Source organism: Kiritimatiellaceae bacterium, assembly GCA_013141415.1.
In the GTDB taxonomy this organism is placed as follows: Bacteria; Verrucomicrobiota; Kiritimatiellia; order Kiritimatiellales; family Tichowtungiaceae; genus Tichowtungia.
The window spans coordinates 19,784-42,163 of the sequence record JABFQY010000003.1 but is presented as its reverse complement, the minus strand read 5'-3'; the positions used below and the strand labels follow the sequence as shown (position 1 = coordinate 42,163).

At 54.1% G+C, this 22,380-nt stretch carries 18 protein-coding genes and 1 tRNA gene; 4 read left to right on the top strand and 15 right to left on the bottom strand.

Features of this window, described 5'->3' with window-relative positions; genetic code table 11:
- Window positions 1-74: 74 nt before the first annotated feature.
- The 5 genes from HOO88_04455 to HOO88_04435 all read right to left on the bottom strand — a co-directional run bounded on the left by HOO88_04455 (window position 75) and on the right by HOO88_04435 (window position 4,168).
- Window positions 75-1,532 (bottom strand): excinuclease ABC subunit UvrC, encoded by a 1,458-nt coding sequence (locus HOO88_04455; protein ID NOU36001.1) that lies wholly within the window; start codon window positions 1,530-1,532, stop codon window positions 75-77.
- Between the two features lie 49 nt (window positions 1,533-1,581).
- A complete protein-coding gene (locus HOO88_04450; GenBank protein NOU36000.1) occupies window positions 1,582-2,265 on the bottom strand; it encodes a hypothetical protein in 684 nt (227 codons plus the stop codon).
- 160 nt (window positions 2,266-2,425) lie between these two features.
- A tRNA-Tyr gene (locus HOO88_04445) sits at window positions 2,426-2,510 on the bottom strand.
- A gap of 99 nt (window positions 2,511-2,609) precedes the next feature.
- Entirely contained in the window at window positions 2,610-3,275 is a 666-nt protein-coding gene (locus HOO88_04440; protein NOU35999.1) for a PTS transporter subunit EIIA, read from the bottom strand.
- 56 nt (window positions 3,276-3,331) lie between these two features.
- The gene (locus HOO88_04435; protein NOU35998.1) at window positions 3,332-4,168 is read right to left on the bottom strand and encodes a TatD family hydrolase; all 837 of its coding nucleotides are present in this window, start codon (window positions 4,166-4,168) and stop codon (window positions 3,332-3,334) included.
- A gap of 158 nt (window positions 4,169-4,326) precedes the next feature.
- Here HOO88_04435 and HOO88_04430 point away from each other — a divergent pair, with 158 nt between their 5' ends.
- Both HOO88_04430 and HOO88_04425 read left to right on the top strand, forming a co-directional pair.
- Window positions 4,327-6,102, top strand: a complete 1,776-nt coding sequence (locus tag HOO88_04430) for a ribonucleoside-diphosphate reductase subunit alpha (GenBank protein NOU35997.1) — start codon at window positions 4,327-4,329, stop codon at window positions 6,100-6,102.
- A 134-nt stretch (window positions 6,103-6,236) separates the two neighbouring features.
- On the top strand, window positions 6,237-7,196 hold the full coding sequence (locus HOO88_04425; protein ID NOU35996.1) for a ribonucleotide-diphosphate reductase subunit beta: 960 nt from the start codon (window positions 6,237-6,239) through the stop codon (window positions 7,194-7,196).
- Window positions 7,197-7,902: 706 nt separating this feature from the next.
- On the opposite strand, the gene HOO88_04420 is transcribed toward HOO88_04425, so the two are convergent.
- Window positions 7,903-8,295: a DNA-binding protein VF530 gene (locus HOO88_04420; GenBank protein ID NOU35995.1), complete on the bottom strand. Its 393-nt coding sequence runs from the start codon at window positions 8,293-8,295 to the stop codon at window positions 7,903-7,905.
- A 542-nt stretch (window positions 8,296-8,837) separates the two neighbouring features.
- Between HOO88_04420 and HOO88_04415 the strand changes: the two genes are divergently transcribed.
- A complete protein-coding gene (locus tag HOO88_04415; GenBank protein ID NOU35994.1) occupies window positions 8,838-10,289 on the top strand; it encodes a hypothetical protein in 1,452 nt (483 codons plus the stop codon).
- 530 nt (window positions 10,290-10,819) lie between these two features.
- Here the strand turns inward: HOO88_04415 and HOO88_04410 are convergent.
- The gene (locus HOO88_04410) at window positions 10,820-11,746 is read right to left on the bottom strand and encodes an alpha/beta fold hydrolase (GenBank protein NOU35993.1); all 927 of its coding nucleotides are present in this window, start codon (window positions 11,744-11,746) and stop codon (window positions 10,820-10,822) included.
- Window positions 11,747-11,793: 47 nt separating this feature from the next.
- Here HOO88_04410 and HOO88_04405 point away from each other — a divergent pair, with 47 nt between their 5' ends.
- The gene (locus HOO88_04405; GenBank protein ID NOU35992.1) at window positions 11,794-13,185 is read left to right on the top strand and encodes a nodulation protein NfeD; all 1,392 of its coding nucleotides are present in this window, start codon (window positions 11,794-11,796) and stop codon (window positions 13,183-13,185) included.
- Here the strand turns inward: HOO88_04405 and HOO88_04400 are convergent.
- The 8 genes from HOO88_04400 to HOO88_04365 form a co-directional block, all read right to left on the bottom strand.
- On the bottom strand, window positions 13,169-14,284 hold the full coding sequence (locus HOO88_04400; protein ID NOU35991.1) for a hypothetical protein: 1,116 nt from the start codon (window positions 14,282-14,284) through the stop codon (window positions 13,169-13,171). The two genes, HOO88_04405 and HOO88_04400, sit on opposite strands and share 17 nt — an antisense overlap.
- Complete coding sequence (gene ftsA, locus HOO88_04395) at window positions 14,277-15,509, bottom strand: cell division protein FtsA (protein ID NOU35990.1); 1,233 nt, start codon at window positions 15,507-15,509, stop codon at window positions 14,277-14,279. Before ftsA ends, HOO88_04400 begins: the two co-directional genes overlap by 8 nt.
- A 12-nt stretch (window positions 15,510-15,521) precedes the next feature.
- The gene (locus tag HOO88_04390) at window positions 15,522-16,376 is read right to left on the bottom strand and encodes an FtsQ-type POTRA domain-containing protein (GenBank protein ID NOU35989.1); all 855 of its coding nucleotides are present in this window, start codon (window positions 16,374-16,376) and stop codon (window positions 15,522-15,524) included.
- A 30-nt stretch (window positions 16,377-16,406) separates the two neighbouring features.
- Window positions 16,407-17,297, bottom strand: a complete 891-nt coding sequence (locus HOO88_04385; GenBank protein ID NOU35988.1) for a D-alanine--D-alanine ligase — start codon at window positions 17,295-17,297, stop codon at window positions 16,407-16,409.
- 96 nt (window positions 17,298-17,393) lie between these two features.
- A complete protein-coding gene (locus HOO88_04380; protein NOU35987.1) occupies window positions 17,394-18,422 on the bottom strand; it encodes an aldose 1-epimerase family protein in 1,029 nt (342 codons plus the stop codon).
- A 33-nt stretch (window positions 18,423-18,455) separates the two neighbouring features.
- The gene (locus HOO88_04375; protein ID NOU35986.1) at window positions 18,456-19,943 is read right to left on the bottom strand and encodes a hypothetical protein; all 1,488 of its coding nucleotides are present in this window, start codon (window positions 19,941-19,943) and stop codon (window positions 18,456-18,458) included.
- Window positions 19,940-21,346 (bottom strand): hypothetical protein, encoded by a 1,407-nt coding sequence (locus HOO88_04370; protein ID NOU35985.1) that lies wholly within the window; start codon window positions 21,344-21,346, stop codon window positions 19,940-19,942. Before HOO88_04370 ends, HOO88_04375 begins: the two co-directional genes overlap by 4 nt.
- Window positions 21,347-21,351: 5 nt before the next feature.
- Entirely contained in the window at window positions 21,352-22,263 is a 912-nt protein-coding gene (locus HOO88_04365) for a class II fructose-bisphosphate aldolase (protein NOU35984.1), read from the bottom strand.
- Window positions 22,264-22,380: the final 117 nt, after the last annotated feature.

Here is a 22,380-nt window from a genome sequence, read left to right as displayed (position 1 = left end):
TCTAGTTTGTGGGGTGGTGTCTTACATGATAAAAAACGGCGTGGCAATGAGAATAATAAAGATTTTTTCCCTTATTAACGGCCAAGGTGGTCGCTAACAAGTCTGGCAGTTTTCGGGCCGATGCCAGGGGCAGCGCAAAGCTCATCAAGACTCGCTTTTCGAAGACGCTCGAATGAGCCAAAGTGCTTCAGCAAAAGTTCTTTTTTCTTTTTCCCAATGGTTGGAATTTCATCGAGCGCCGATTCGCGGATGCGTTGTGAACGCAGCCGCCGGTGATACGAAATCGCAAACCGGTGCGCTTCATCGCGCAGACCGGTTATTACCCTCAGCGCGTTGGAATCGCGCGGCAGCTGCAGTCCGGGCCGGTTGTCGCGGACAATTTCCTCAAACTGTTTCGTCAGTCCAACGATTGGAAGCTTAACGCCGAGTTCCGCCAGCGCCGCACCGGCGGCACGCAACTGGGTAATTCCGCCGTCCACCACAATCAAGTCGGGCATCGCGCCCTGCTCTTCTTTGAGCCGTCCGTAACGGCGGCGCACCGCTTCGGCCATCATGCGCGGATCGTCGCTGCCTTCGACAGTTTTGATACGGAACCGGCGGTAGCGCTGCGGTGCCGGAACGCCGTCCACCGCCGCCACCATACTCGCTACGGCATAAGTCCCGGAAATATTAGAAATATCAAAGCACTCAATCACGCGCGGTGGTCTGGCAAGTCCCAGTGCTTCACCCAGCTCCTGAATGCCGCGATCTGCATCGTCGATCAGCATCCGGTCGGTCTTGCGTACCAGTGCCCGCTCCTTCACGGCGCGGGTCAGCAGAAACATCATATCGCGCAGCGCGGCGGCTTCTTCGAACCGGTGTTTTTCCGCGGCGGCTTCCATTTGCGCCCGCACCTCTTTGATAAACTCCGGACGTTCGCCGCGCAGAAACGCGCAAGCCGTCTGAACGCGCTCCATATAGTCTTCCGGTGTCACCTTGCCAACGCACGGCGCGGCGCACTGCCGGATAATGTCGTTATGACAATGCTGATAGGTTTCTGCATCCGGATGTTCCGGTCGGCACTGCCGGATACCGAAACGCCGTTCGACAAATTCCAGCGCCGCACGCGCCGCCAGTCCGGATGTGTACGGACCAAAACAGGTTCCGCCGTCATTCTTATCAATCCGGCAGAGTTCAAACTTTGGAAACGGACGGTTTAGATAAACGCGCAAAAGCGGAAACCGTTTATCGTCTTTAAACAGCGTGTTGTAGCGCGGCTTGTATTCTTTAATCAGCTTGCCTTCGGTCAGCACCGCTTCGGCATCCGTCCGGAGAACCAGCACGTCGAAATCAGTAATCGAACGGATCAGTCCGCGCAGTTTCGGCTCCGCTTTATGATACGTACTGTCGCGGAAATAACTCCGGACTCGCTTGCGAAGCGAAGCCGCCTTGCCGACATAGATAATGCCGCCGGTTCGTCCGCGCATCAGGTAAACGCCCGGCTCATCCGGCAGTTCCCTTAGCTTTTTTCGTATATTTTCAGGCCACTGCATACCACGGATTCTATCAGAAAAGTGAAACTCTCCATAGCTTGGGGACGTTTCACTTCGAAGCGCGCACGGCGGCGAAAAAGCGGTCTTCGTAGCGTTCGAAAAGGCCGTTGCGACGGAGCAGATCGGCCAGTTCCGGCACCTTGGTCGCATCGCGCGAAGCAGCCAAAAATGCCTTTTCGATGTTCTGATGAAACTGTGCTTTGTGATCGCGCTGCTGCTGGCGGATGTCCTGAATATTGCCCGGCGCGGAATGTTGTACCAGTTCCACCATCAGCTTCAGCAAACAGACTTCCCATGGACGATCTACGCCGACGAGCACGGCACCCAGCGGGTCGGCGCGTCCAGCGACTTCATCTTTAACGCGATCGACGACGATCTGTAGCGGATCGGTCAGGATGTAGTCATTCACTTCCTGTTTCTGAACTTTAAAGCCGTACTTGAGGATTTGCATTTCCTGCGCGTTTTTATGCAGCCAGTCGGCGTAGTTACGGGCTTCGCTGCCAAAGCCTTCGAGCATCATTTCGTCAATCGACTGCGGTGTGATGATTTCGGGGCGGAACGCTTTCAACTTTCCTTCACGCACCCGGACTTTATTGACCGAGTCCATCAGCTCTGTCACCAGATGATAGTTCACCATCGTAGTGCCAAACGTTTCAAGGCGGCGTTCCGGCACCGAAATCACCTCGGTGTTGTTGACCGCATACCAGAAATCAAACTGTGGATCATTTTTCATCGCTGGAAGTCTAACAAAAAAACCCGCTCCTTACGAACGGGGAATTTGATTATCAATCGGCTGGATTTTTCATTTCCGGATGGAAACGGCCAGCCATGAGCAAGACAGCGGCCCTTCGACTCGCATGCTCTCTCAGGGCATTCGCCGCTGTCGCGTCGAATGGTGGTGGGGGAAGGATTCGAACCTTCGAAGGCAGAGCCAGCAGATTTACAGTCTGCCCCGTTTGGCCACTTCGGTACCCCACCACAGCGCAAAAGAGAACGGATACCATAACCAAAAAAAAATGGATGTCCACCCCGATTTGATTTTTTCCGGAATATTGAAAAAATACCGGACGGAAAAGGTCAGACAGACTCTTCGCCGATGAAAATTTTAAAAGCCGAAACAGCGTCCGGCGCCGCGATCAGAGCCTTACGTACCGCTTCGTCTTTGAGGCGGGAACTGATCGACGAAAGCGCGCGGATATACTGCGGATGCTGCGTTCCGCCAGCCGCCACCATACAGACAATTTGAATCGGAGTCTGGTCGAGCGATGAATAGTCATCCAGTGGTTTACGGGCGATGCCGAGCGCCATCACCAGATCGTCCACCGATGCCAGCCGCACATGCGGCACACCAACACCAAAACCGATTCCGGTGCTCATCAGTTCCTCGCGCTGGAAAATCGCCTGTTCCAGCGCGGCTTCGTTATGAACCAGCACCGAAGTTCCAATCGCGGCACACAGTGTTTTCAGCGCGGCGTCTTTTTGGTTTGTGTCAAAGAAAACAACCCGTTCCGGCGAAAGAGCCCGGCTTAGTATTTCCATGCCCGGAGAAACCGGAGCGACAGGTGCGGCAGAATTTCCGATCCGACGGTTCACCCAGACTTCGATATCACTGCGTTTGAATCGCCAAGTCGTACCGAGTTTTCCGCCGGGAAGCTGCCCTTTCTGCGCCCAGTCATAGACCGTTCGTTCCGACACGCGCAGATATTCAGCAACCTCTTCAATCGTCATGATCTCATGGCTCATACAGGCTTCTCCGGATAAGGGGGCGCACTATATGCGAAATTTGCAACCGCCTGCAACTAGACAGATGTAAAAAAACGTGTGGCATTGGTAAAAGTCAGGTCGGCTAATTGGTCAGGAGAAATACCAAGCAATTCGGCAACGCCTTTGGCGACCTGCATCAAATTAGCCGGTTCGTTGGGTGACAGATAGCCCGGCGGCACAAAATCCGGCGAATCGGTTTCGATCAGCAGACGATCTGCCGGAACGGCGGCGACCGCCACCCTGACCCGCTTGGCGGTCGGGTTCGTCACCGATCCGCAGAAAGAAAACCAGCAATTCAGTTCGACCAGCTCTGGAATCAGTTCCGCCGCGCCGCCGAAAGCGTGCAGTAAAACGCGCGGCGCTGGATGCCGGCGCAGAATTTCAATTAGTCGCCCCCATGCTTGAACGCAGTGAACCGCCACCGGACGGTTCAATTCGCGCGCCAGATCAAGGTGCGCCGCAAAACTCGCCTCCTGCTCCGCACGATTGGCAAAACGCTTTTGAAAATCCAGCCCCGTCTCGCCGATTCCCGCTTCCGGATGTTCGCGCAATAGTTTTTCCAAGGTTTGGAACTCTTGTTCCCATGTGTAGCCGCGATCCGTGATCGCGGACTCCGGCGGGGTCACGGCCCCCGCCCTACAACCTACAAACCACGGATGAATCCCGATCATTGGAATCACCGATGGATATTCTGCCGACAACTGGAATACTTCATTCCAATCCGTGGAACTGGTACCGCAACAAGCCATCCGCTCAACACCTGCCGACTCTGCGCGATTTATCACGTCGCCAATCATTAAAATCAGCTCTGGCGACTGAAGGTGGCAATGGCTGTCGAATAGCTTCATGACACTGAAAGTACAGGTCGCCATCAACTCTGGCAAGTGCCGGATCAATCCCTTATTTTGTACCGGTTTTTAAGGTGTCACACCACATATTGTGCTTTTGTGCTTGCCGATCCGCCGGGTACGCGCGATTAATATGACCGTTCTAGTAGGTTTAACGAATCGATAACAACCACGAGGTGCTGATGAGTGTTAAAATTGATTTTTCCCGCGACAGTTTGATGACCGAGTTCGGACGTAAAACTCTCGAAGACCGCTATATGCTCCCCGGCGAAAAAAGCCCGCAAGAGGCCTTTGCCCGCGCCGCCGCCGCTTTTTCGGACGACGATGCCATGGCCCAGCGGATTTATGATTACGCCAGCATGCTCTGGTTTATGTTTTCCACCCCGATTCTGACCAACGGCGGCACCAATCGCGGCCTGCCGATCTCCTGCTTTCTGAATTACGTTCCCGACAGCCGGGGCGGCATTACCGGTCACTACACCGAAACGGCGTGGCTTTCGTCGTTCGGCGGCGGTGTCGGCGGCTACTGGGGCGACGTGCGCGCCTGCGGCTCCAAAACGTCGCACGGTTCCGAATCGACCGGCGTGATTCCTTTCCTGAAAGTGGTCGATGCCGAAATGCTGGCGTTCAGCCAAGGCGTAACGCGGCGCGGCTCCTACGCCGCCTACCTGCCGGTCAATCACCCAGAGATCGAAGAATTTCTCGACGTTCGCAAACCGACCGGCGGAGATGTGAACCGTAAGTCCACCAATCTGCACCACGGCGTGGTGCTGACCGAAGAGTTTATGAACCTGATCGATCAGGCGACGCGCATTCCCGGCTTCGACGACAGCTTTAAACTGATCGACCCGCACACCAAAGAGGTGAAGAAAACCGTGTCGGCCAAAACCATCTGGGTGAAGCTGATTCAGAACCGCATTGAAACCGGCGAGCCCTACATTCTGTTCGACAAGGCCACCAACGACGCCCTGCCCGAGTTCCAGAAAAAGCTCGGACTGAAAGTTCACCAGTCGAACTTGTGCAGCGAAATCACCCTGCCGACCAACGAAGAGCGTACGGCGGTCTGCTGTCTCAGTTCGGTCAATCTGGAAACCTACGACGAGTGGAAAGATCATCCGCAGTTTATTCCCGATCTGATTCGTTTTCTCGATAACGTCATTCAGTCGTTTATCGACAACGCGCCCGACAGCATTGGCCGAGCCCGCTTCAGCGCGGAGCGCGAGCGTAGTATCGGCCTCGGCGCAATGGGCTTCCACGCCTATTTGCAGGCGCACAGCATTCCGTTCGAAAGCGCCATCGCCAAAGGTCTCAACATGCAGATGTTCCGGCTCATTAAAGAACAGGCCGTCGCGGCGACCCGGCAACTCGCCATCGAACGCGGCGAATGCCCGGACGGCTTAGGCTACGGCGTGCGTAACGCCCACTTGCTTTCGATTGCGCCGAACGCCAGCAGTTCCATCATCTGCGGCAATACCAGTCCGTCGATTGAACCGTTCCGCGCCAACGCTTTCACACAGAAAACCAAGAGCGGCTCGGCGCTGATGAAAAATAAATATCTCGAAGAAGTGCTCGAACGCTACGGACAGAATAATTCCGAAGTCTGGAAGTCCGTCATCACACAGGGCGGCAGTGCACAGCACCTTGATTTCCTGAGCGACTGGGAGCGCGACGTGTTCAAAACGGCACTGGAAATTGACCAGCGCTGGGTAATCGAGTTTGCCGCCGACCGTCAGCAGTATGTCTGCCAGTCGCAGAGCGTTAACCTTTTCTTTCCCGCGCTGGTCAGCAAACAGGAATTGCACAACACCCACATGCTGGCTTGGAAAAAAGGACTCAAGAGCCTCTACTATGTCCGCAGCGAAGCGATCAAGCGCGCCGACGTCGTCTCCGAACAGAAACCGCGCGAAGTCATGCTCGATTACAACAAGGAAAGCACGTGCCTTTCGTGTGAAGGCTAGAAAATGTCGAATATCGAACCGCGAATAATGAATTTAGAAGGAACTGAAACATGATCGGATATGAACAGGATTTGACTGCACTTCTGCATTCGGAGTTCCTTGTTCATTATTCGACATTTCAACGGAGTTGACCCATGCCGCTTTTAGAAGAGAGAACTTATTACAAACCGTTTGAGTACGACTGGGCGTTTGAAGCCTACAAGATGCAACAACAGATGCATTGGATGCCGAGTGAGATTAATCTGGCCGACGACCTGAAAGATTTTAACGAGAATATTTCGCAGAAGGACAAAAACCTTCTGCTGAATATTTTTAAATTTTTCACGCAGGCCGACGTCGATGTCGCAGGCGGTTACTCCACCCTTTTCCTGCCGACCTTCAAGGTGCCGGAAGTCCGCATGATGCTCAGCGCCTTCGCCGCCATGGAAGCCGTTCATCAGGACGCCTATTCGCTACTGCTGGAAACGCTCGGCCTCGGCGACGATGAGTACACCGTTTTCATGGAAATCGCCGCGATGGCGGAAAAGCATGAATACCTGCTCAACTTCAACATGGAAACGCCGTTCGATATGGCGAAAACCATGGCGGTTTACAGCGCCTTCACCGAAGGCATTCAGCTTTTCAGCAGCTTCGCCATCCTGATGAACTTCCCGCGCTTCAACAAAATGAAAGGGATGGGCCAGATCGTCACCTGGAGCATCCGCGACGAAAGCCTGCACGTCGAATCGATGGCGCTGCTTTTCAAAACGTTCATCAAAGAGCATCCAGAGCTCTGGACCGACAAACTGAAATACGAAATCTACTGCGCCGCCGAACGCTCCGTGGAACTGGAAGACCGCTTCATCGACCTCGCCTTCGAGCTGGGCTCCGTCGAAGGGCTCACAGCCGACGAAGTGAAAGCCTACATCCGCTACATCGCCAACCGCCGTCTGATCGGCATCGGCATGAAAAGCATCTACACCGTGCCGGAGAATCCGCTTCCGTGGCTTGACTACATGCTCAACGGCGTCGAACACACCAACTTCTTTGAAAACCGCTCCACCGAATATGCCAAGGCGTCAACGACGGGAAACTGGCAGGATATATTCAAGTAAGGGAGTGGTGGAGTATTGGAGTGTGGGAGTATTGCAACTGCGATCCTCGATCGCGGAATACTGGAAGAGTTTTTTACCACGGATTACACGGCGCCGAGCAAAGCGAGACAGGCTGGAGCCAGTGCGACAGCAACGAAGTGGCAAAACACGGATGAGAAGATTTTACCACCCGCTGCGCTAGAGGAAGTCAGAGGAGTAGAGAGTGGCAATATTTTAGAATAAACGGCACCCCGGAGTTTCGGGGTAGCCCTGTCATCACAGGGCTTGATTCGGAACAGAGGTCTCAAATGAAAGCTCGTTTTCACCTGAGACCTCTATTCCGAATCTGTTCCGTTTATTGCCGGAAGTTGCCATTCCTTTCGTCATTGCCGGCCTTCCTGCGGCAGGCCAGCCTCTTTCGGCCTTTGGCCTCAGGTCTCTGCCTTCCTCGGCTGTTTGCTCTAATGAACGGAGTGAATGGGTGGTGACCTGAGGTATTCCGAACGTGCTTTTCGTATTTTCGAAAAGAAGCAAAGCGTCAAAAAATACTCATTCCGTTGGTTGGCATTAATAGCGGGAATCCGAACGGCGGTTTTGGTAGTTCTCTTCGGCTTCCGCTTTCATCTCCGCAATCAGCTCAAAGAGAAATGGCCACGAGAAGCACGAAAATGGAGCCCTCCTACACAACCTTTTTGTGTTTTTGGTGGCTATAAAATCCCATTATCGATCAGTAGCGCGAATCCGAGCGGCGGTTCTGGTAGTTCTCTGCGGCTTCCGCCTTCATCTCTTCGATCATTTCAACGGTCAGCGGCATTGGATCTTTCGGAACAATCCCGTTCGCGAAGCCGCGATCACGCGGATCCAAATCAAATTCCACCCCGCGGGCTTTCGGCATCCGTTTGAAGCGGTATAAATAAAAATTCTCGACCTTGTGCCGGGCCCACTCCGTCTTCCGTAAAAACTTCACAGCACTGGGAACGGACGGATTCATGCGAAAACAATTGAGACCCAGCGCGGCGTATAAAATCTCCCACCCGTAAAACTCCACGAGTTCAGTCACCATCGCCTCGGCGCTCAACCCATGCAGCGGGTTATTCTGATTTTCTTCAATCGACAACATACGAACTCCTCTCTGAATCGGCCGCCGATTATACAGAGTTCTTGTTTAGATCGGCCTGTTTAATCCAGCTATTTGATTAGGATTAACCAGCGTTGTCACTTTATCGGACTGACCCCGGCTCTTAAACCATGCAGCGGGCTGTTTTGGTTTTCTTCAATGGACAACATACAAACTCCTCTCTGAATCGACGCCGATTATACAGAGTTAATATTTAGATAGGACTGTTTAATCCAGCTATTTGATTGAGATTAACCACAGAGGTCACCGGGACACAGAGGTTTTCTAATGTTCGGACATCAATATTCAAGGACTGCCTGCTAAGCCGTAACACTGCGCGAAGGCTGGACCCCGTCAATGCAAGGATCCGTTTTCATGATCCGTTTTCTCGTTTTTCGGGTGACCCAACTCGACAAATCCGGCCGTTTCCAATATTTGGAATTTCATGCCAGACTTTTTCACCCATTGAAAAATTGATCTCTTCTCCGAACCTTGTTACAAAGGACATATATTCACTTCACATTTCAACGGGGTTAGGAGCTGGTATGCCAACTAAGCAAATAAAAAAAGCTACACCGAAAAAGAAATCTCTGCCCACTAAGCGCTTGAATAATAAACAAGCATCCAGCACCACAATTGAATCAAAAAAGCTGGCGACCAAAAAACCTAGAACGAGACAAGAGAAGCCCGTCCAAAAGAAACAAGCATCCAGCATCACAATAGAATCAAAAAAGTCGGCGACTAAAAAACCTAGAACGAGACAAGAGAAGCCCGTCCAAAAGAAACCAGTATTCAAAGACGAAATTGACAGTTTTGTTTCTCACATTGAGAGCTTATCTAAAGCACTCGGGCCAACGATGCAGGCAATGGGCGACTCCTGCAAAAAAACAACAGAAGAAATGGATTCATTCATTAAAAAAAGGAGCGTCCAGAGAACAACTGAAGACGGAACCGAAGCTTTTGAAATCAAGCCTGCAGATTTTCACCAGTTCTCTAAAAAAATAAAAAAAATTACATCTGCATCGCTTGCAGTATTCAACATCCCTCCAATATTTCTATGTGCGTTGGTCCACAAATATGACGCCTATCTTGGCCGACTCCTTCGTGTAGCATTTTCAGTAAAGCCCGATATTTTGGCATCGTCACAAAAAACATTAACTTACACTGACCTCGCATCCTTTGGGTCACTTGAAGCTGCCCGCGACTCCTTAATAGAAAAAGAAGTCGAGTCAGTGCTTCGAGACAGCCATAGCGACCATTTTAAGTGGATGGAAGAACGCTTTGCTCTTCCGCTGAGAAAAGGATTAAAAATTTGGCCACAATTCGTTGAGATCACTGAAAGACGAAACTTATTTGTTCACTGTGATGGCATTGTTTCGACTCAATATTTGCGTGTCTGCCGTCAGCACGGAGTCGAATTGGATAAAAACATAAAAGTTGGTGACCAGCTACATGTGACCCCCGACTATTTCAGCAAAACATCAGATTGCTTCTTAGAAATCGGCATAAAACTCGGCCATGTGCTTTGGAGAAAACTACAACCTGACGACATGGCCGAGGCTGATGATGCTCTTCACAGTACCGGCTTTGACCTCCTTTCAGAGGAGCGTTACGACTTAGCAAAAATAATTTTACTTTTTTCGACAGACACATTGAAAAATGTATCCTCCGATCAAATACGTCGCGTTAATCTAATAAATTTATGCATTGCTCATAAATTTTCCGGCGATGAAAAAAAATGTCAGGAGACACTAGACTCTGAGGATTGGAGCTCCTGTAGCCCAGAACTCCGAATGGCGGTGGCTGTGCTTAAAGATAAATTTGATCACGCATCTTCGCTTATGGAGAGTATGGGAGCTAAAGGGCCAGTGAACCGCGAAGACTATTCAACATGGCCACTTTTTAAATTTTTCCGAGAATCTAAAGAGTTTTTGGAAACATATCGTAAGTTGTTCGGAGAAAAATTTATTTTAACAGAGGAAAATCTCCCGACATAGGGAAAAGAAAAGAGAAGAGGTCAGAAAAAAATGGATCAACCGATAACCTGAACCGACAGACGAAAAAAAACTCCGCGAATACAGGACAAAAAAGTGGCAATTTTAGAACCCACCAAACAATCTCGTAAAAAATGCCCCTTCAATAAGGCGCGAGCTTATCAGACAAATCTTTCAAGCCAAGCGATAATCAGGAGTCAGTGAACAGGAGTCAGTGAGCAGGAGTCAGGGGTCAGTGAGCAGGAGTCAGGGGTCAGAAGTCGGAGAACGGAGGCCAGCCCAACATTCAAACTTTTCTTACACCGGAATCACCCTGTTTACAGAATCCTTTTGTGGCTTTTCGTGTTTTTGGTGGCCAATCCCGCCTTCCTGCCGTGCGTCTTGGCGTCTTAGCGTGTTGCCATTCTCTTCGTTCATTGCTTTCGCAAGCTCAAGCCCGTCTCCCTAAGGTCGGCTAGCGGTCAAAATCTTTCGTTCAATCATCGCCCGGTCGGGGACTGGGCCTACAGAACAGCCTTTGCCCCCGTCCTCTGTCATCCGTGTCCATTCGCGGTTAAAAACGCCAGTTTCCGTTCCAGATGAATCTTCCCGCCGCCTTCGTGTCCGGCCTGCGGGTAAACCACTATCTCTTTCGGCGACCGGATTTTGTTGTAAGCCGCAAACGTGCATTCCGGCGGAGAAACCGTATCCTGCATGCCGATAGAAACCAGCACCGGACAGGTGATCTGCGGCGCGAGGTTGATGTTGTCGAAGTATGAAATATTCCGGCGGACGGTTTCAGCCCGCTCCGGAAATGCCAGCAGGTAATCAGCAATTCCGGCTCCGCCGCCGCTGCGGGTTGCAATCCGCTGTTCCATCCAGCAGCTACTCGGAACATCGGCCATGCAAAGCGCCACCGACCGGTCGAGCGCCGCCAGACCTAACGCCAGTCCGCCGCCCTGACTGTGGCCGGAAACCGCAATCCGCTTCGAATCGATCTCCGGCGTTTCGCGGGCCAGCCGGACGGCGCGCAGAAAATCGGTCCAGACGCAGAACAAATAACTGTTCATCAGATCGTTAAGGTTCGGTGTCCACCAGCCGGATTTCCCGTCGCCGTCAAACTGCGTATTCGATCCGGTCGTGCCGCCCTGTAAGCGGAAGTCCGGAGAGATCACCGCACAACCTGCCGCCAGCCAGGCGGAGAAATTTTCCGGCTTCCCGCGACTGCGGTTTGCGCCGTGGCAATGAATCAGTACCGGAACTTTCCGCTCCTTCGCTTCCGGCGGAAGCAGCAGCCAGGCATGAATTGGAGTTCCGTCGAGCCCTTCAAACGTCAGGTCACGAACCTCCGTCTTCGTGTCGCCTTTGACGTTCAGCGGAATGGTTTCGCACCGCCGGATCGTTTCAGCCCAGAACGCGTCAAAATCGGGCCGCTTCGTTTGCGGCACAACAAGCTTTTCGAGTTCGGTCATGGTCGGCATGGGCTTTCTTCTTTCTTTCAACACAGCGGCGAAATAGAATCCGCGCTATGAAAGCATATAAGCCATTCCTTGTCATCCTGCTCGCCGTTCTGATTGCGCCGATGTTCGGAACTGCCGTAGAGCCTCCTAAAAAACCGCTCGTTTACCAGATTCCGATCAAAGAGCAGATCGAGCCCGCCCTGCTCTACGTCGTCCGGCGCGGCGTCACGGAAGCCAAAAAAGAAAAGGCCGATGCGATTGTCTTCGTCATGAACACCCCCGGCGGCGGCGTCAAAGAGGCGCGCGAAATCATTAGCCTGATCGGACAGATTGACGTACCGGTTTATACCTTCGTCGAAAAAGACGCTTACTCCGCCGGAGCCATCATCGCGCTGGCCACAAAACACATCTACATGGCCCCCGGCGGAGTCATCGGCGCGGCCACGCCGCTGGTGATGAGTCCGTTCGGCGGCGTCGAAAAAATGCCGGACGCCGTGGAAGAAAAAATGACCTCCGCCGTCGCCGCGATGGTACGCGCCGCCGCCGAACAGGGCGGACACGATCCGCAGCTTGGCGAAGCGATGGTGCGCCGCGAACTCGGCTACACCGTCGGCACCAATGTATTCAGCAAAGCGGGCGAACTGCTTACGCTGACCGCCAGCGAAGCCGAAGGAATTCTTTCCGAAGGCACCGTCAAAGACGTTACGGCCATGCTGGAAAAGGCCGGACTGCCGGACGCTGAAATAAAAACGCTCGAAGTGACACCGGCAGAACGGATCGCCCGCTTCATCGCCGCATTCGCGCCGATCCTGCTGATGATCGGACTCGGCGGCATCTACATTGAAATCAAAACGCCGGGCTTCGGCCTGCCGGGCATACTCGGCACCGCGGCGCTGGTACTCTTTTTCTTCGGACACCACATCGCCGGACTGGCGGGCATGGAAGATGTTATCATCTTCATCATCGGCTTCACCCTGCTTTTCATTGAGGTGTTTGTCACACCAGGCTTCGGGGTGCTCGGGATCAGCGGTATCGCGTTGATTCTTATTTCTCTGCTCAACGCCATGACATGGAAAGTTCCGGGCCACTTCTGGCCGGCCTTCAACGACAGCACACTGCAACTGGCGATCGGAAATCTTGTGCTGGGCATGACCGGCACAGCCCTCGTCGGATTTTTCGCCGGGAAATATCTGCCGCAATCAAAGCTCTTTCGTTCGATGGTGCTCCAACAGCGCACCGACAAAGACGAAGGCTTCACGGCGGCGCACGACCAAAGCGATCTGCTCGGTAAAGAAGGTGTAGCGGAAATGAACCTGCATCCGGCAGGCCGCGCACTGTTCGGCGATGACCGCGTCAACGTCATCACCCGCGGCGAGTTCATTGAGAAAGGCACCGCCGTCCGCGTGATCGAAACATCCGGCAGCCGCATCGTCGTGGAAAAAATCAGCGCGGAAGTTTGATTTTACGGCGGATGTAGGTGGGCACGTCGAGGTCTTCGCCGTTCCAGATGGTGCGCTCCGCACCGCCGAAGGTACGTGAGCGTTTAAGCCCCGGAAGCTCGCCCTGTTTTCCGTCGCCGGAAAGCGGTTTGAGTCCGCCGCGTCCGTCGTCCACCAGCGGTTCTTTCCACGCTTCGGCGGCCAGCACGATGGCGGAAAGCCGTCCCGCGAAAGCCGGATCGGTCGCGATACCCAGCTTGACCCAGCACTCTTCGCCGTGCGGCGTGAGGGCTTCGACAATCTGCTGAACTTCGGAAAGTTTCATATCTTCGCCACCGGTAATGCCGATGATGATGCCGGGCGCTTTTTCAAATATCTCACTGTCTTTGACCAGCGGATGGTTGCGCAGAGAATCGATCAGCGCGTCGGCGCGTCCTTCTCCGGTTGCCGTGGCGCAAGCGAAACGGCAGAACGCATCGCAATAGCTGAGCATGGTTTGCAGCGAGGTGAAGTCGAGATTGCAGACGCCGGTATAAGCCAGCATCCGCCAGAGTCCAATGACGCCAGCCGCCAGCGTACGACTGCCGCGTTCCAGACTGTCTTCGAGCAGAACGTCGCCGTCCGGCTGAATCAGCGCGTTGGGCATTTGCACAATGGCGTCGGCATAGGTGCGCAGTTTGCGGATTGCACCATGGGCCTTACCCTGCGCCACCAGTCCTTCAAACGGAAACGGCGTGATAGTAAAAAACAGAGTGGCCGCACCAAAGTTGCGGGCCATACGGGCGATGACCGGCGAAGCGCCGGTACCAAAACCTCCGCCAAGTCCGGTGATGACGATGAGCAGATCGACGCCGCTCAACAGCGTTTCAATCTGGCTGGCAGAATTTTCCGCGCAACGGCGGCCGACTTCGAGATCGCCGCCGGTACTCATCCCGTCGGTCAACGCCTTGCCGACGGCAATACGGTTTTCCATATTCGCGCAGGTTTCCAGCGTTTGGACATCGCAGTCCATGACGGCGAATTCCATTCCTTCCGGAGCGCGCGGCGCAATACGGGCAACGGTGTTGCATCCCGCTCCGCCTAATCCGAGTATCAGTATTCTCTTTTTCAAATTATTCATGGCTTGCGCCTCCCCAAAGTTTTGAAAGCCATGTGCGCCACGCGGCGCGGATCGGCAGTTCCGGTTTCATCTGACTGGCGGCATAGCGTACGCAACCGATGGCGGCGGCGAAACGTGCCCCTTCCTGTTTGGTGGAAAGGCCGACACAGTCGTGAATGCGCCCGACCTGACAGGGCGCATTGAAAATCTGCTGAGCCAGATCGGTGATGCCTTCCATGGCCGAGCCGCCACCGGTCAGGATGACGCCAGCACTGAGCTGGCCGGAAAGTCCGTCGTCTTCAATCTTTTCGGCGATCAGTTTAAAAATTTCTTCCATGCGGGCGTTGATAATGGTGTGCAATGTCGCAGCGCGCACCATCCGTCCGCTGAAACCGCCCTCGGCAGGAATAGAAATTTGCTGATCATTTTGAAGCCGGTTGATCAGCGCACTGCCGGATTCTTTCTTAAGGGCTTCAGCCTGCCGGCGGTTGAGGTTGAGGCCGCTACAGATATCGGAGGTGATGTGGTCGCCACCGACGGCGATGGATCCGGCCAGCTTAACGAGACCGGCGTTGTAAACGATGAAGTCGGTGGTGCCGCCGCCGAGGTCAATCACCACGACACCGGCGCGTTTTTGTTCCGGCGTAAGAACCGACAGCGCAGAGCAGAAGCCGCCGAAGGCGGCATCGGCGCAAACGACCGGCACATTTTCGGTCAGCTTTTTCAGATTTTCGACTACAGAACGCTGGCCGTGAATGAGGAGCATGCCGACGCGCAGTTCTTCGGCCAGCATCCGTTCCGGATTGACGACGCCGCCGCGGCCATCGACTTCAAAATTCTGTTGCAGTGTATGCAAACGAATCCGTTCGTCGGGTAGCGGAATTTTTCGAGCCACCTCAAGTGCCTGATCAATATCGTCGCGGGTAATTTCGCCGCCCGGTTCATCGTATTCGTTCAGCACCGGAATTCCGCCGATGTGCAGCAAGCTTTCGACCCGCCCGCCGGAAGCGACCAGATAGACACTTTCGCCGATGGATTTGTGCGCCACCGCTTCGGCGGCTTCCATAGCGCGGCGTACTGCGTCGAGCGCCAGTTCAAAGTCAACAATCTCGCCTTTGCGCACGCCGCGTGACTCACATTCGCCAAGTCCGGCCACCATCAGTCCACCGTCTTCGCGGACTTCCGCCATCAACACCTTGATGGTGGTGGTGCCGATTTCAAGCGCAGTAATAAAAGGTGCTGCCATAAAAATTCCTTATTATTTCGCCGGTGCCGGTGCCGGCACCAAATCATAAAATGTTACCGGGACATTCCGCCCGTCCGGCGTCAAATCAATCGTTCGTACGCGGCGGCCCTGCTCGTTCGACAGTTGCAGGACGCTGACCAGCCGGATCAGTTTTTCGCGCGCCGAATGCTGCGGAAAGCGAACTGTCGTGTCGTTGTTCACAATGGCTGTAACAAAATCTGGATAGCGAATGTCAAAACTTCCGAACGCAACCTGCGAACCGAGACTGAGCTGGTCGGCGGCGGCAAGAAGCTCCAGACATTGGCTGATGCCGGGTTTTTCGACCCGGTCACCGGGCCGCAAACTTTTCAGATTCAGCCCCTCGATCAGCGGAAGCGCCTGTCCGCTGCGAGTCATCGGCAGGACAACGCCATACCGATCAACCAGGAACGGCAGGCCGCGCGTGTTCCAGCGAATCTGCGCCATCGCCACGCGTTCAATCACGTTGATGTTCAGAGTATCAGGCAGTTTCCGGTCAATGGTAACCGACTCGACCAGCGGAACTTCTTCCAGCTTCCGCCGCAGTTTATCAAAATCGACTGAAAACAGATTTGCGCCGATCTGAAGTCCGGCGTATTCGCGGAGCTGCTCCGGAAGAAGCCGTCCGTCGGTCGTGATGTTAATCACCTTGAGTTCAAACTTCGGGTTGCGGGAGAGAAAAAGCGATCCGGTGTACTTAAGACCGGCAAAAATCCCGAACAGCAGAGCCAGCGCGGTCGCGGCCAGCAAAAGAATCACAAATCCGCGGCGAACGACCATCTTCTTCGCGGTTTTACTTTTGGTTTTGCTGTAATAAATTTTCGGTGGCGTCCGTCTTCTTGCGACCATAGCGATTCTCCGTCGATGTGCGTGGGGCCTTTATAGCGAAGCGGTTTTCATGATTCGATCACAAAGCACTGGAAACTCAATTCCGGCGGCGGCGGCGGCCTTGGGAAGCAGGCTGTGCGAGGTGAATCCGGGAATGGTATTCAGTTCCAGAACGAACTGCCCGCCTTCCGGGGTCATGCGGAAATCGACGCGTCCGAAACCGCGCGCACCGAGCGCTTCAAAGGTTTCCATGGCGGTCTTCTGCATCCGCGCGGCGGTGGCGGCGTCGAGTTCGGCGGGAATAACGTAGCGGGTGGTGTCCACTTTGTATTTGGCGGTGTAGTCGTACCAGCCCGCCGCCGTCACGATCTCGACAATCGGCAGAACCTGACCGTCCACGACACCGACCGTGAACTCGCGACCCGGAATAAAGCGCTGAACGAGGACTTCATCGTCATATTTCAGAGCATCCGCCATCGCCGCCGCCCATTCCGATTCCTGGAAAACCAGCGAACAGCCAACGCTGGAACCCTGCCGGGGCGGTTTTACCGCGACCGGCAGCGAAAGAGTACGTTTGTCACCGCGCCGCAGGGTTTCGCTTTCCGGAACCGGAACGCCTGCTTCGCGCAGACAGATTTCCGTGAGAAGCTTGTCGAATGACCGGCGGCTGGATTCTGCGTCGGCACCGACATACGGAAGTCCGAGTTCTGTCAACCGCGCCTGAACGCCGCCATCCTCGCCAAACGTGCCGTGCAGTGCGATAAACACCGCTTCGATTCCCGCCGGAACCGTGAAATCCGGTGAGGTCACATCAATTTCAGTCACCGTGTAACCGGCTTTACGCAAACCGGCGGCAATGGCACCGCCCGATTCGAGCGATACGTCGCGCTCTGCAGAAAAGCCGCCCTTAAGGACGGCCACGTTTTGAAAATGTTTTGGCATAGTGTTGACCCCAATGAATCCTGAGTTTGAAGACGGTCAACAATCTACCTGCCCGGCCCGGCGACTCAATCCAAAAACGCCGAATCCTGAGATTCGTCACAATCTCTGTGCGGCAAAAGAAATTCTGACACGAAACTCGACGGTTTCATCCGGCTGAATCGTTTTTAATGTGCCACCGTCTTTTTCCGCTGTCTGCCCGTCGGGATGGCAGTTTGACGGCTCAAGACCCATAACATATTCCTGCCGTCCCATCATTTTCCACTGGGTGAAATACGGCAACTCAGCCTTGCGATACGCCACTTCCATGGCCAGACCGGATTTCGAGTTACGCAGGGACATCCGGGCAAATCCGTCTGCATCAGTTTCCACGTCATGGAAAAAACACTGCTCAGCATAGCCCTCCGTCGGCGGCTGGCAAACACCCCACTCGCCGATGCCCGCGGCGGCGTTCTCCGTACGAGGCACAGTGCTTTTCACTTTTCCTTCGACAACGGATGATTCGTCCAAAAGCGGAAATCCGGCGTTAATGTGATAAAGGATCATCAGCGGAGAGGAACGAACACCGCAATTGGTGACGGAGTCGCAGATGGAAATCGAATTGTCGCCCATCGCTGTCGAAACGGTCCGGCGCAGCTTTAGATTTTCTCCGAAGAAACTGACTTCGCAGACCGTTCCGGTCACGCTGAGTTCATAACGGTCGTTTTTCCAGCCTTTGGAAACACTGACCTCTTCCGCGGGCGTATTGGACAGCCGGCCATGCAGTCCGAGCGGCCCGTCCGCCCGCATTTCATTTTCCGCTTCCGGCGAGCCGACATTACGCAGTCCGCAACCGGTCATCAGCCCGCCGCCAAAACTGCGCAGCCAGCGGAGTCCATCGGGTTCGAAATACGCCGGATGAACCAGTCCGACCGGCGTTTGATACGCGAACGGAACGCCATTAAATGAGGCGTCGCCGATATCCATGCCGCGATCCAGCAGAACCGTGAAGCGCAGACCGCTTCCGTTATCAACATCCGCCATCCGGATGCCGCGTCCGCGTCCATCGTCGAGAACCGAAGTGCGAATGCGAGCGAGCTGATCCATGGTGCCTATGTACGGGTTCGGGCTTTTTTCATTCATTTTCATTTCAGCACCTCCGGAATAAAAATCACAGGACGGTTACAGCGTTTGTAAAACCGGTTTAAGCGACGGATAAAGCTGTTCGTAGAGCGCGTGCTTTTCAAGATACATGGCGTGCCGCCGTGCGTTCGGCTCAAAAACACGATCCCGCTTCACAAAAAGATGCACGGCCTCTTCCGCCGTTTTAAACACATCGGTGGACAACCCGGCCAGCATGGCCGCGCCAAGCACGCCGGCCTCCGTAATGCGGGGCCGGACAAACGGAATCCCCAGAATGTCTGCCTTGATCTGCAAGCCTGAATTGGACGTTGCGCCGCCGCCTGACGCAATAAACTCCGTGGTATCCATTCCAATCCGCCGCAACGAATCGATGCTCTTCATGAAATACAGTACAGCTCCTTCGCGAATGGCTTTCAAAATTTCACCGCGAGCGGTGTCGGTTTTCAGCCCGACGATCACGCCGGACGTTTTACCGGCATGGTGCGGAGGAATATCAAAATGCGGCAGCACCAGCAAACGGGTCGGGTCTTCCGGAAGCTCCATATCAAGGTAGTCATAAATATTTACTCCGGCAGGAGGAATGTCGGCGGACGCAAACGTGTCGCGGAACCATTTCACCAGCAGGCCGCTCTGGTTATAAAGGAAGGAAACGTATAAATCCGGCAGGACGTGATGCTCGATGTTCAAATTCTCACGGAACATACAGAGCGGATCGGCGGGTTTTGCATACACCGGCGTGATGCAATCAAACGATCCCATTCCGTAAACTGCACGTCCCGCCGTAATGCCGCCGCACCCAAGCGCGTTGCAACATTGATCGTGACCGCCAGCAATAACCCGGACTCCTTTAGACAAACCTAACTCGGCTGCCATGCAGTCAGAAACCGTACCGATTACTGTACCGCCAGAAACGACGCGTCCTAATTTCCCGCGCGGAATTCCGCTCCACGCGAGCAATTCGTCCGACCAATCATTTTTATCGAGATCAAACAGCAGCGTGCGGTTGGCGTGCGAGTTATTGGTAACCGGCTCGCAACCGAGCATAAAAGCAATCAGGTCGGACCAAAGCAGGAAATGGTCAGCCTGGCGGTAAACTTCCGGACGGTTTTCGCGCAGCCAAAGCAGCTTAGGCAGCGAATAGTTCGGCCCAAGCAGGTTCGGATTGATCCGGTACAAATTTTCCCGTCCAAAATGTTCGACCAGCCGGTCAACGTGTTCCTCACCCCGGTTGTCCACGCAGAGAATGCTGTTATCAAGCAGCTTGCGGGACTTCGAAACCGGAACAAAGGCCTCGCCGAAGGCACTGATAGAAAGTGCAGTAACCGGATCCGCGGCGCTCTTTGCAACCACTTCAGCGATGACGGTTCTGGTTTGCCGCCAAACCTGTTCGCTGTCGAGTTCCGACCAGCCGGGCTGCGGATGGAGCATATTGTATTCACGGTAGGCCTGCGCCATACAGGTGCCGTCCAGACCGAACACACCGGCCTTACAGCCGGTTGTCCCCAAGTCTATGCCGAGCAGACTCATAGATTTTTGAGCTCGTAGCCGAGATATTTTGTGAACGCTTCGCGAACCGCCGGGGCAACATGTCCGGCCGTGACGCCGACATGATGGCGGTAGCCTTCATGACCGACATACTCCAGCGCGTTTTGCAGATTTTTGATATGGGCAACGCCGGCGCAACCGAAAAAGTCGTCTGCAATTTTGTCCTGCGTAAACTCACCTTCTCCAAGATAACAGTACAGTTTTCCGTCAGCGGTTTTTGAGCTGGCGAAGGTCATCGGTGTTGGAGCAATGCGCCCGACATTGCAACCCCAGCCGCAACCGGCACCCATTGCCTTGGCAAACATCGGGTGGTCAATGACCTGCCCTTTGGCGGTCATGAGACCCTGCGGCACGGGCCCGCAGTGGAAGAGGATGCACTTATCCGGATCGTCTCCGTAGTTATTATTCCAGTCGAGGCAGGTGGCTGGACGCTGTGAAGCGAGGTGCAATGCGTACATCGGCACCGCATTACAGACATCCAGCTCGCACGCCGAAACAATTCCGCGATCGTTCAGCTCACTGAGCAAAACGCAGGGAGAAATGCCCAGCTCTTTTTCGATTTCAATCCAGCACCGCAGCGCCATGCAATCCAGTTTGTAGTCGGCAATAATGTCGTCAAGAACGACATTCACCTTGGTGAGCATTTCAAACTTTGCGGCCGGGACACCGTTCCAGTTGGTATAGTTTTTCAACCGCTCGGCTTTAGCGGCAAATGAGTCGCTCGTTGTTTTAATGTCACGAACCCGCAGAAACACTTCGGAAAGATCGAGAGCTTCCGTGGTGATTCCGTAACGCTGAAGTGTCAGCTCATCGAAGCGAACGGTCTTGAAAGCAGTTGTGCGTGCGCCGATGGCGCCGACCGTCATCCGTTTCATGTTGTTCGTCACGCGGCAAACCGCCGCAAACTGATGAATTTGCATTTCAAAGGTTTTGCTGGACGGTGCCACGGTGTGCGGCTGAAAGGTGGTAAACGGCAGACCGTACTGGCAGAAAACATCCATCACAGAAAATTTTCCGCAGAAGGCGTCGCGCCGGTCGGCAAAGCCCATCTTATTCAACTCGTCGGGATACGCCTGAATCAGAATCGGCACACCGCAGTCCTGAAGAGCGGCAATGGCGCCGGTTTCATCGCCGAAGTTCGGGAGGCAGAGAATGACGCCGTCATACCGGCCGCGGTTATCTTTCAGGAATTGCGCATATTTAATGCCGTCATCAGCGCCTTCGATTGCCCCGAACTTTGTGAGCGATTCGTCCATCAGCAACGAGCCGTAGCCCAGTTTTTTGAGAACAGCGGACATTTCAGCGCGGGCGCCGGAAACCAGTTTTTCCGGGAAAAAACCCCGGTTGCCGAAATAGAGTGCGAATGTAACGGTTTTAGTTTTCATCATGATCAGCCTTCCGGGTTAAGAATTTTTGCAGAGTCCTCTGTTTCTATATCTTCACGAATCACGGTCAACATCGCGTCATAAACTGCATTTTGCGCCGCCGCAACGCCCTGCCCAATCATCTGCTCATACGGCTGGCGGATCGCGGTCGCCACATTAATTTTGGCGATGCCGTGCCGAATGGAATCCATAATGTATTCTTTGCGGATGCCCGTGCCGCCGTGGAGCACCAGCGGAATTCCGGTGCTCTTATGAATCCGGTCGAGGTGTTCGATATTGAGGCGGGCGGCGACCTTCTGCTTCCCTTTGGCGGCGGCGGAAATCGCCCCATGGATATTGCCGATTGCCACGGACAGCCAGTCAACGCCGGTCGCATTAACAAATTGTCTGGCCTCGTCCGGATCGGTAAATCCTTTTCCGGATGCAAAAAGCTCTTCGTACGGCGGGAGCGGCCCGGCTTCGTGTCCCATCACCGCGCCCAGTTCGGCTTCCACCGGAATTCCTGCCGCATGCGCCATATCCACAATTTTCTTTGTGCAGGCGATATTCTCATCAAGCGGCAGGCGCGAACCGTCCACCATGACCGATTCATAACCTGCCGCAATCGCCCGCCCGATGATTTCGCCGAAATCAACGCGAAGATCGTCTTCATCAATAACCGGCACATGGTCAAGATGCAGGCGGGTATGGCGGGGCAGCTTGAACTTTTCATATTCATCGCGCACCGCTTCGAGACTTCGGGATTCAAATTTTTCCCATTCCAGACGGGCGACCACCAGCATGCCGACACTGTTGCAGTCTTTCAGCGCCTTCACGACGGGCTCCACCATCGGCAGATAGGGAATGTTGAATGCTGGAATCACGACCCCGGCCTTGCAGGCACGCTGGACTAACGTTTGTGTTGAGACATACGGCATATAAAATCCTTTTGTTGGGATTCAGCCTGCCGCGAAACGCCAAGGCGGAGAATGGACAGGAAAACTATTTCATGTATTATCCTGCAACCGATATTACATGCTCAACTCAGGAAGCCC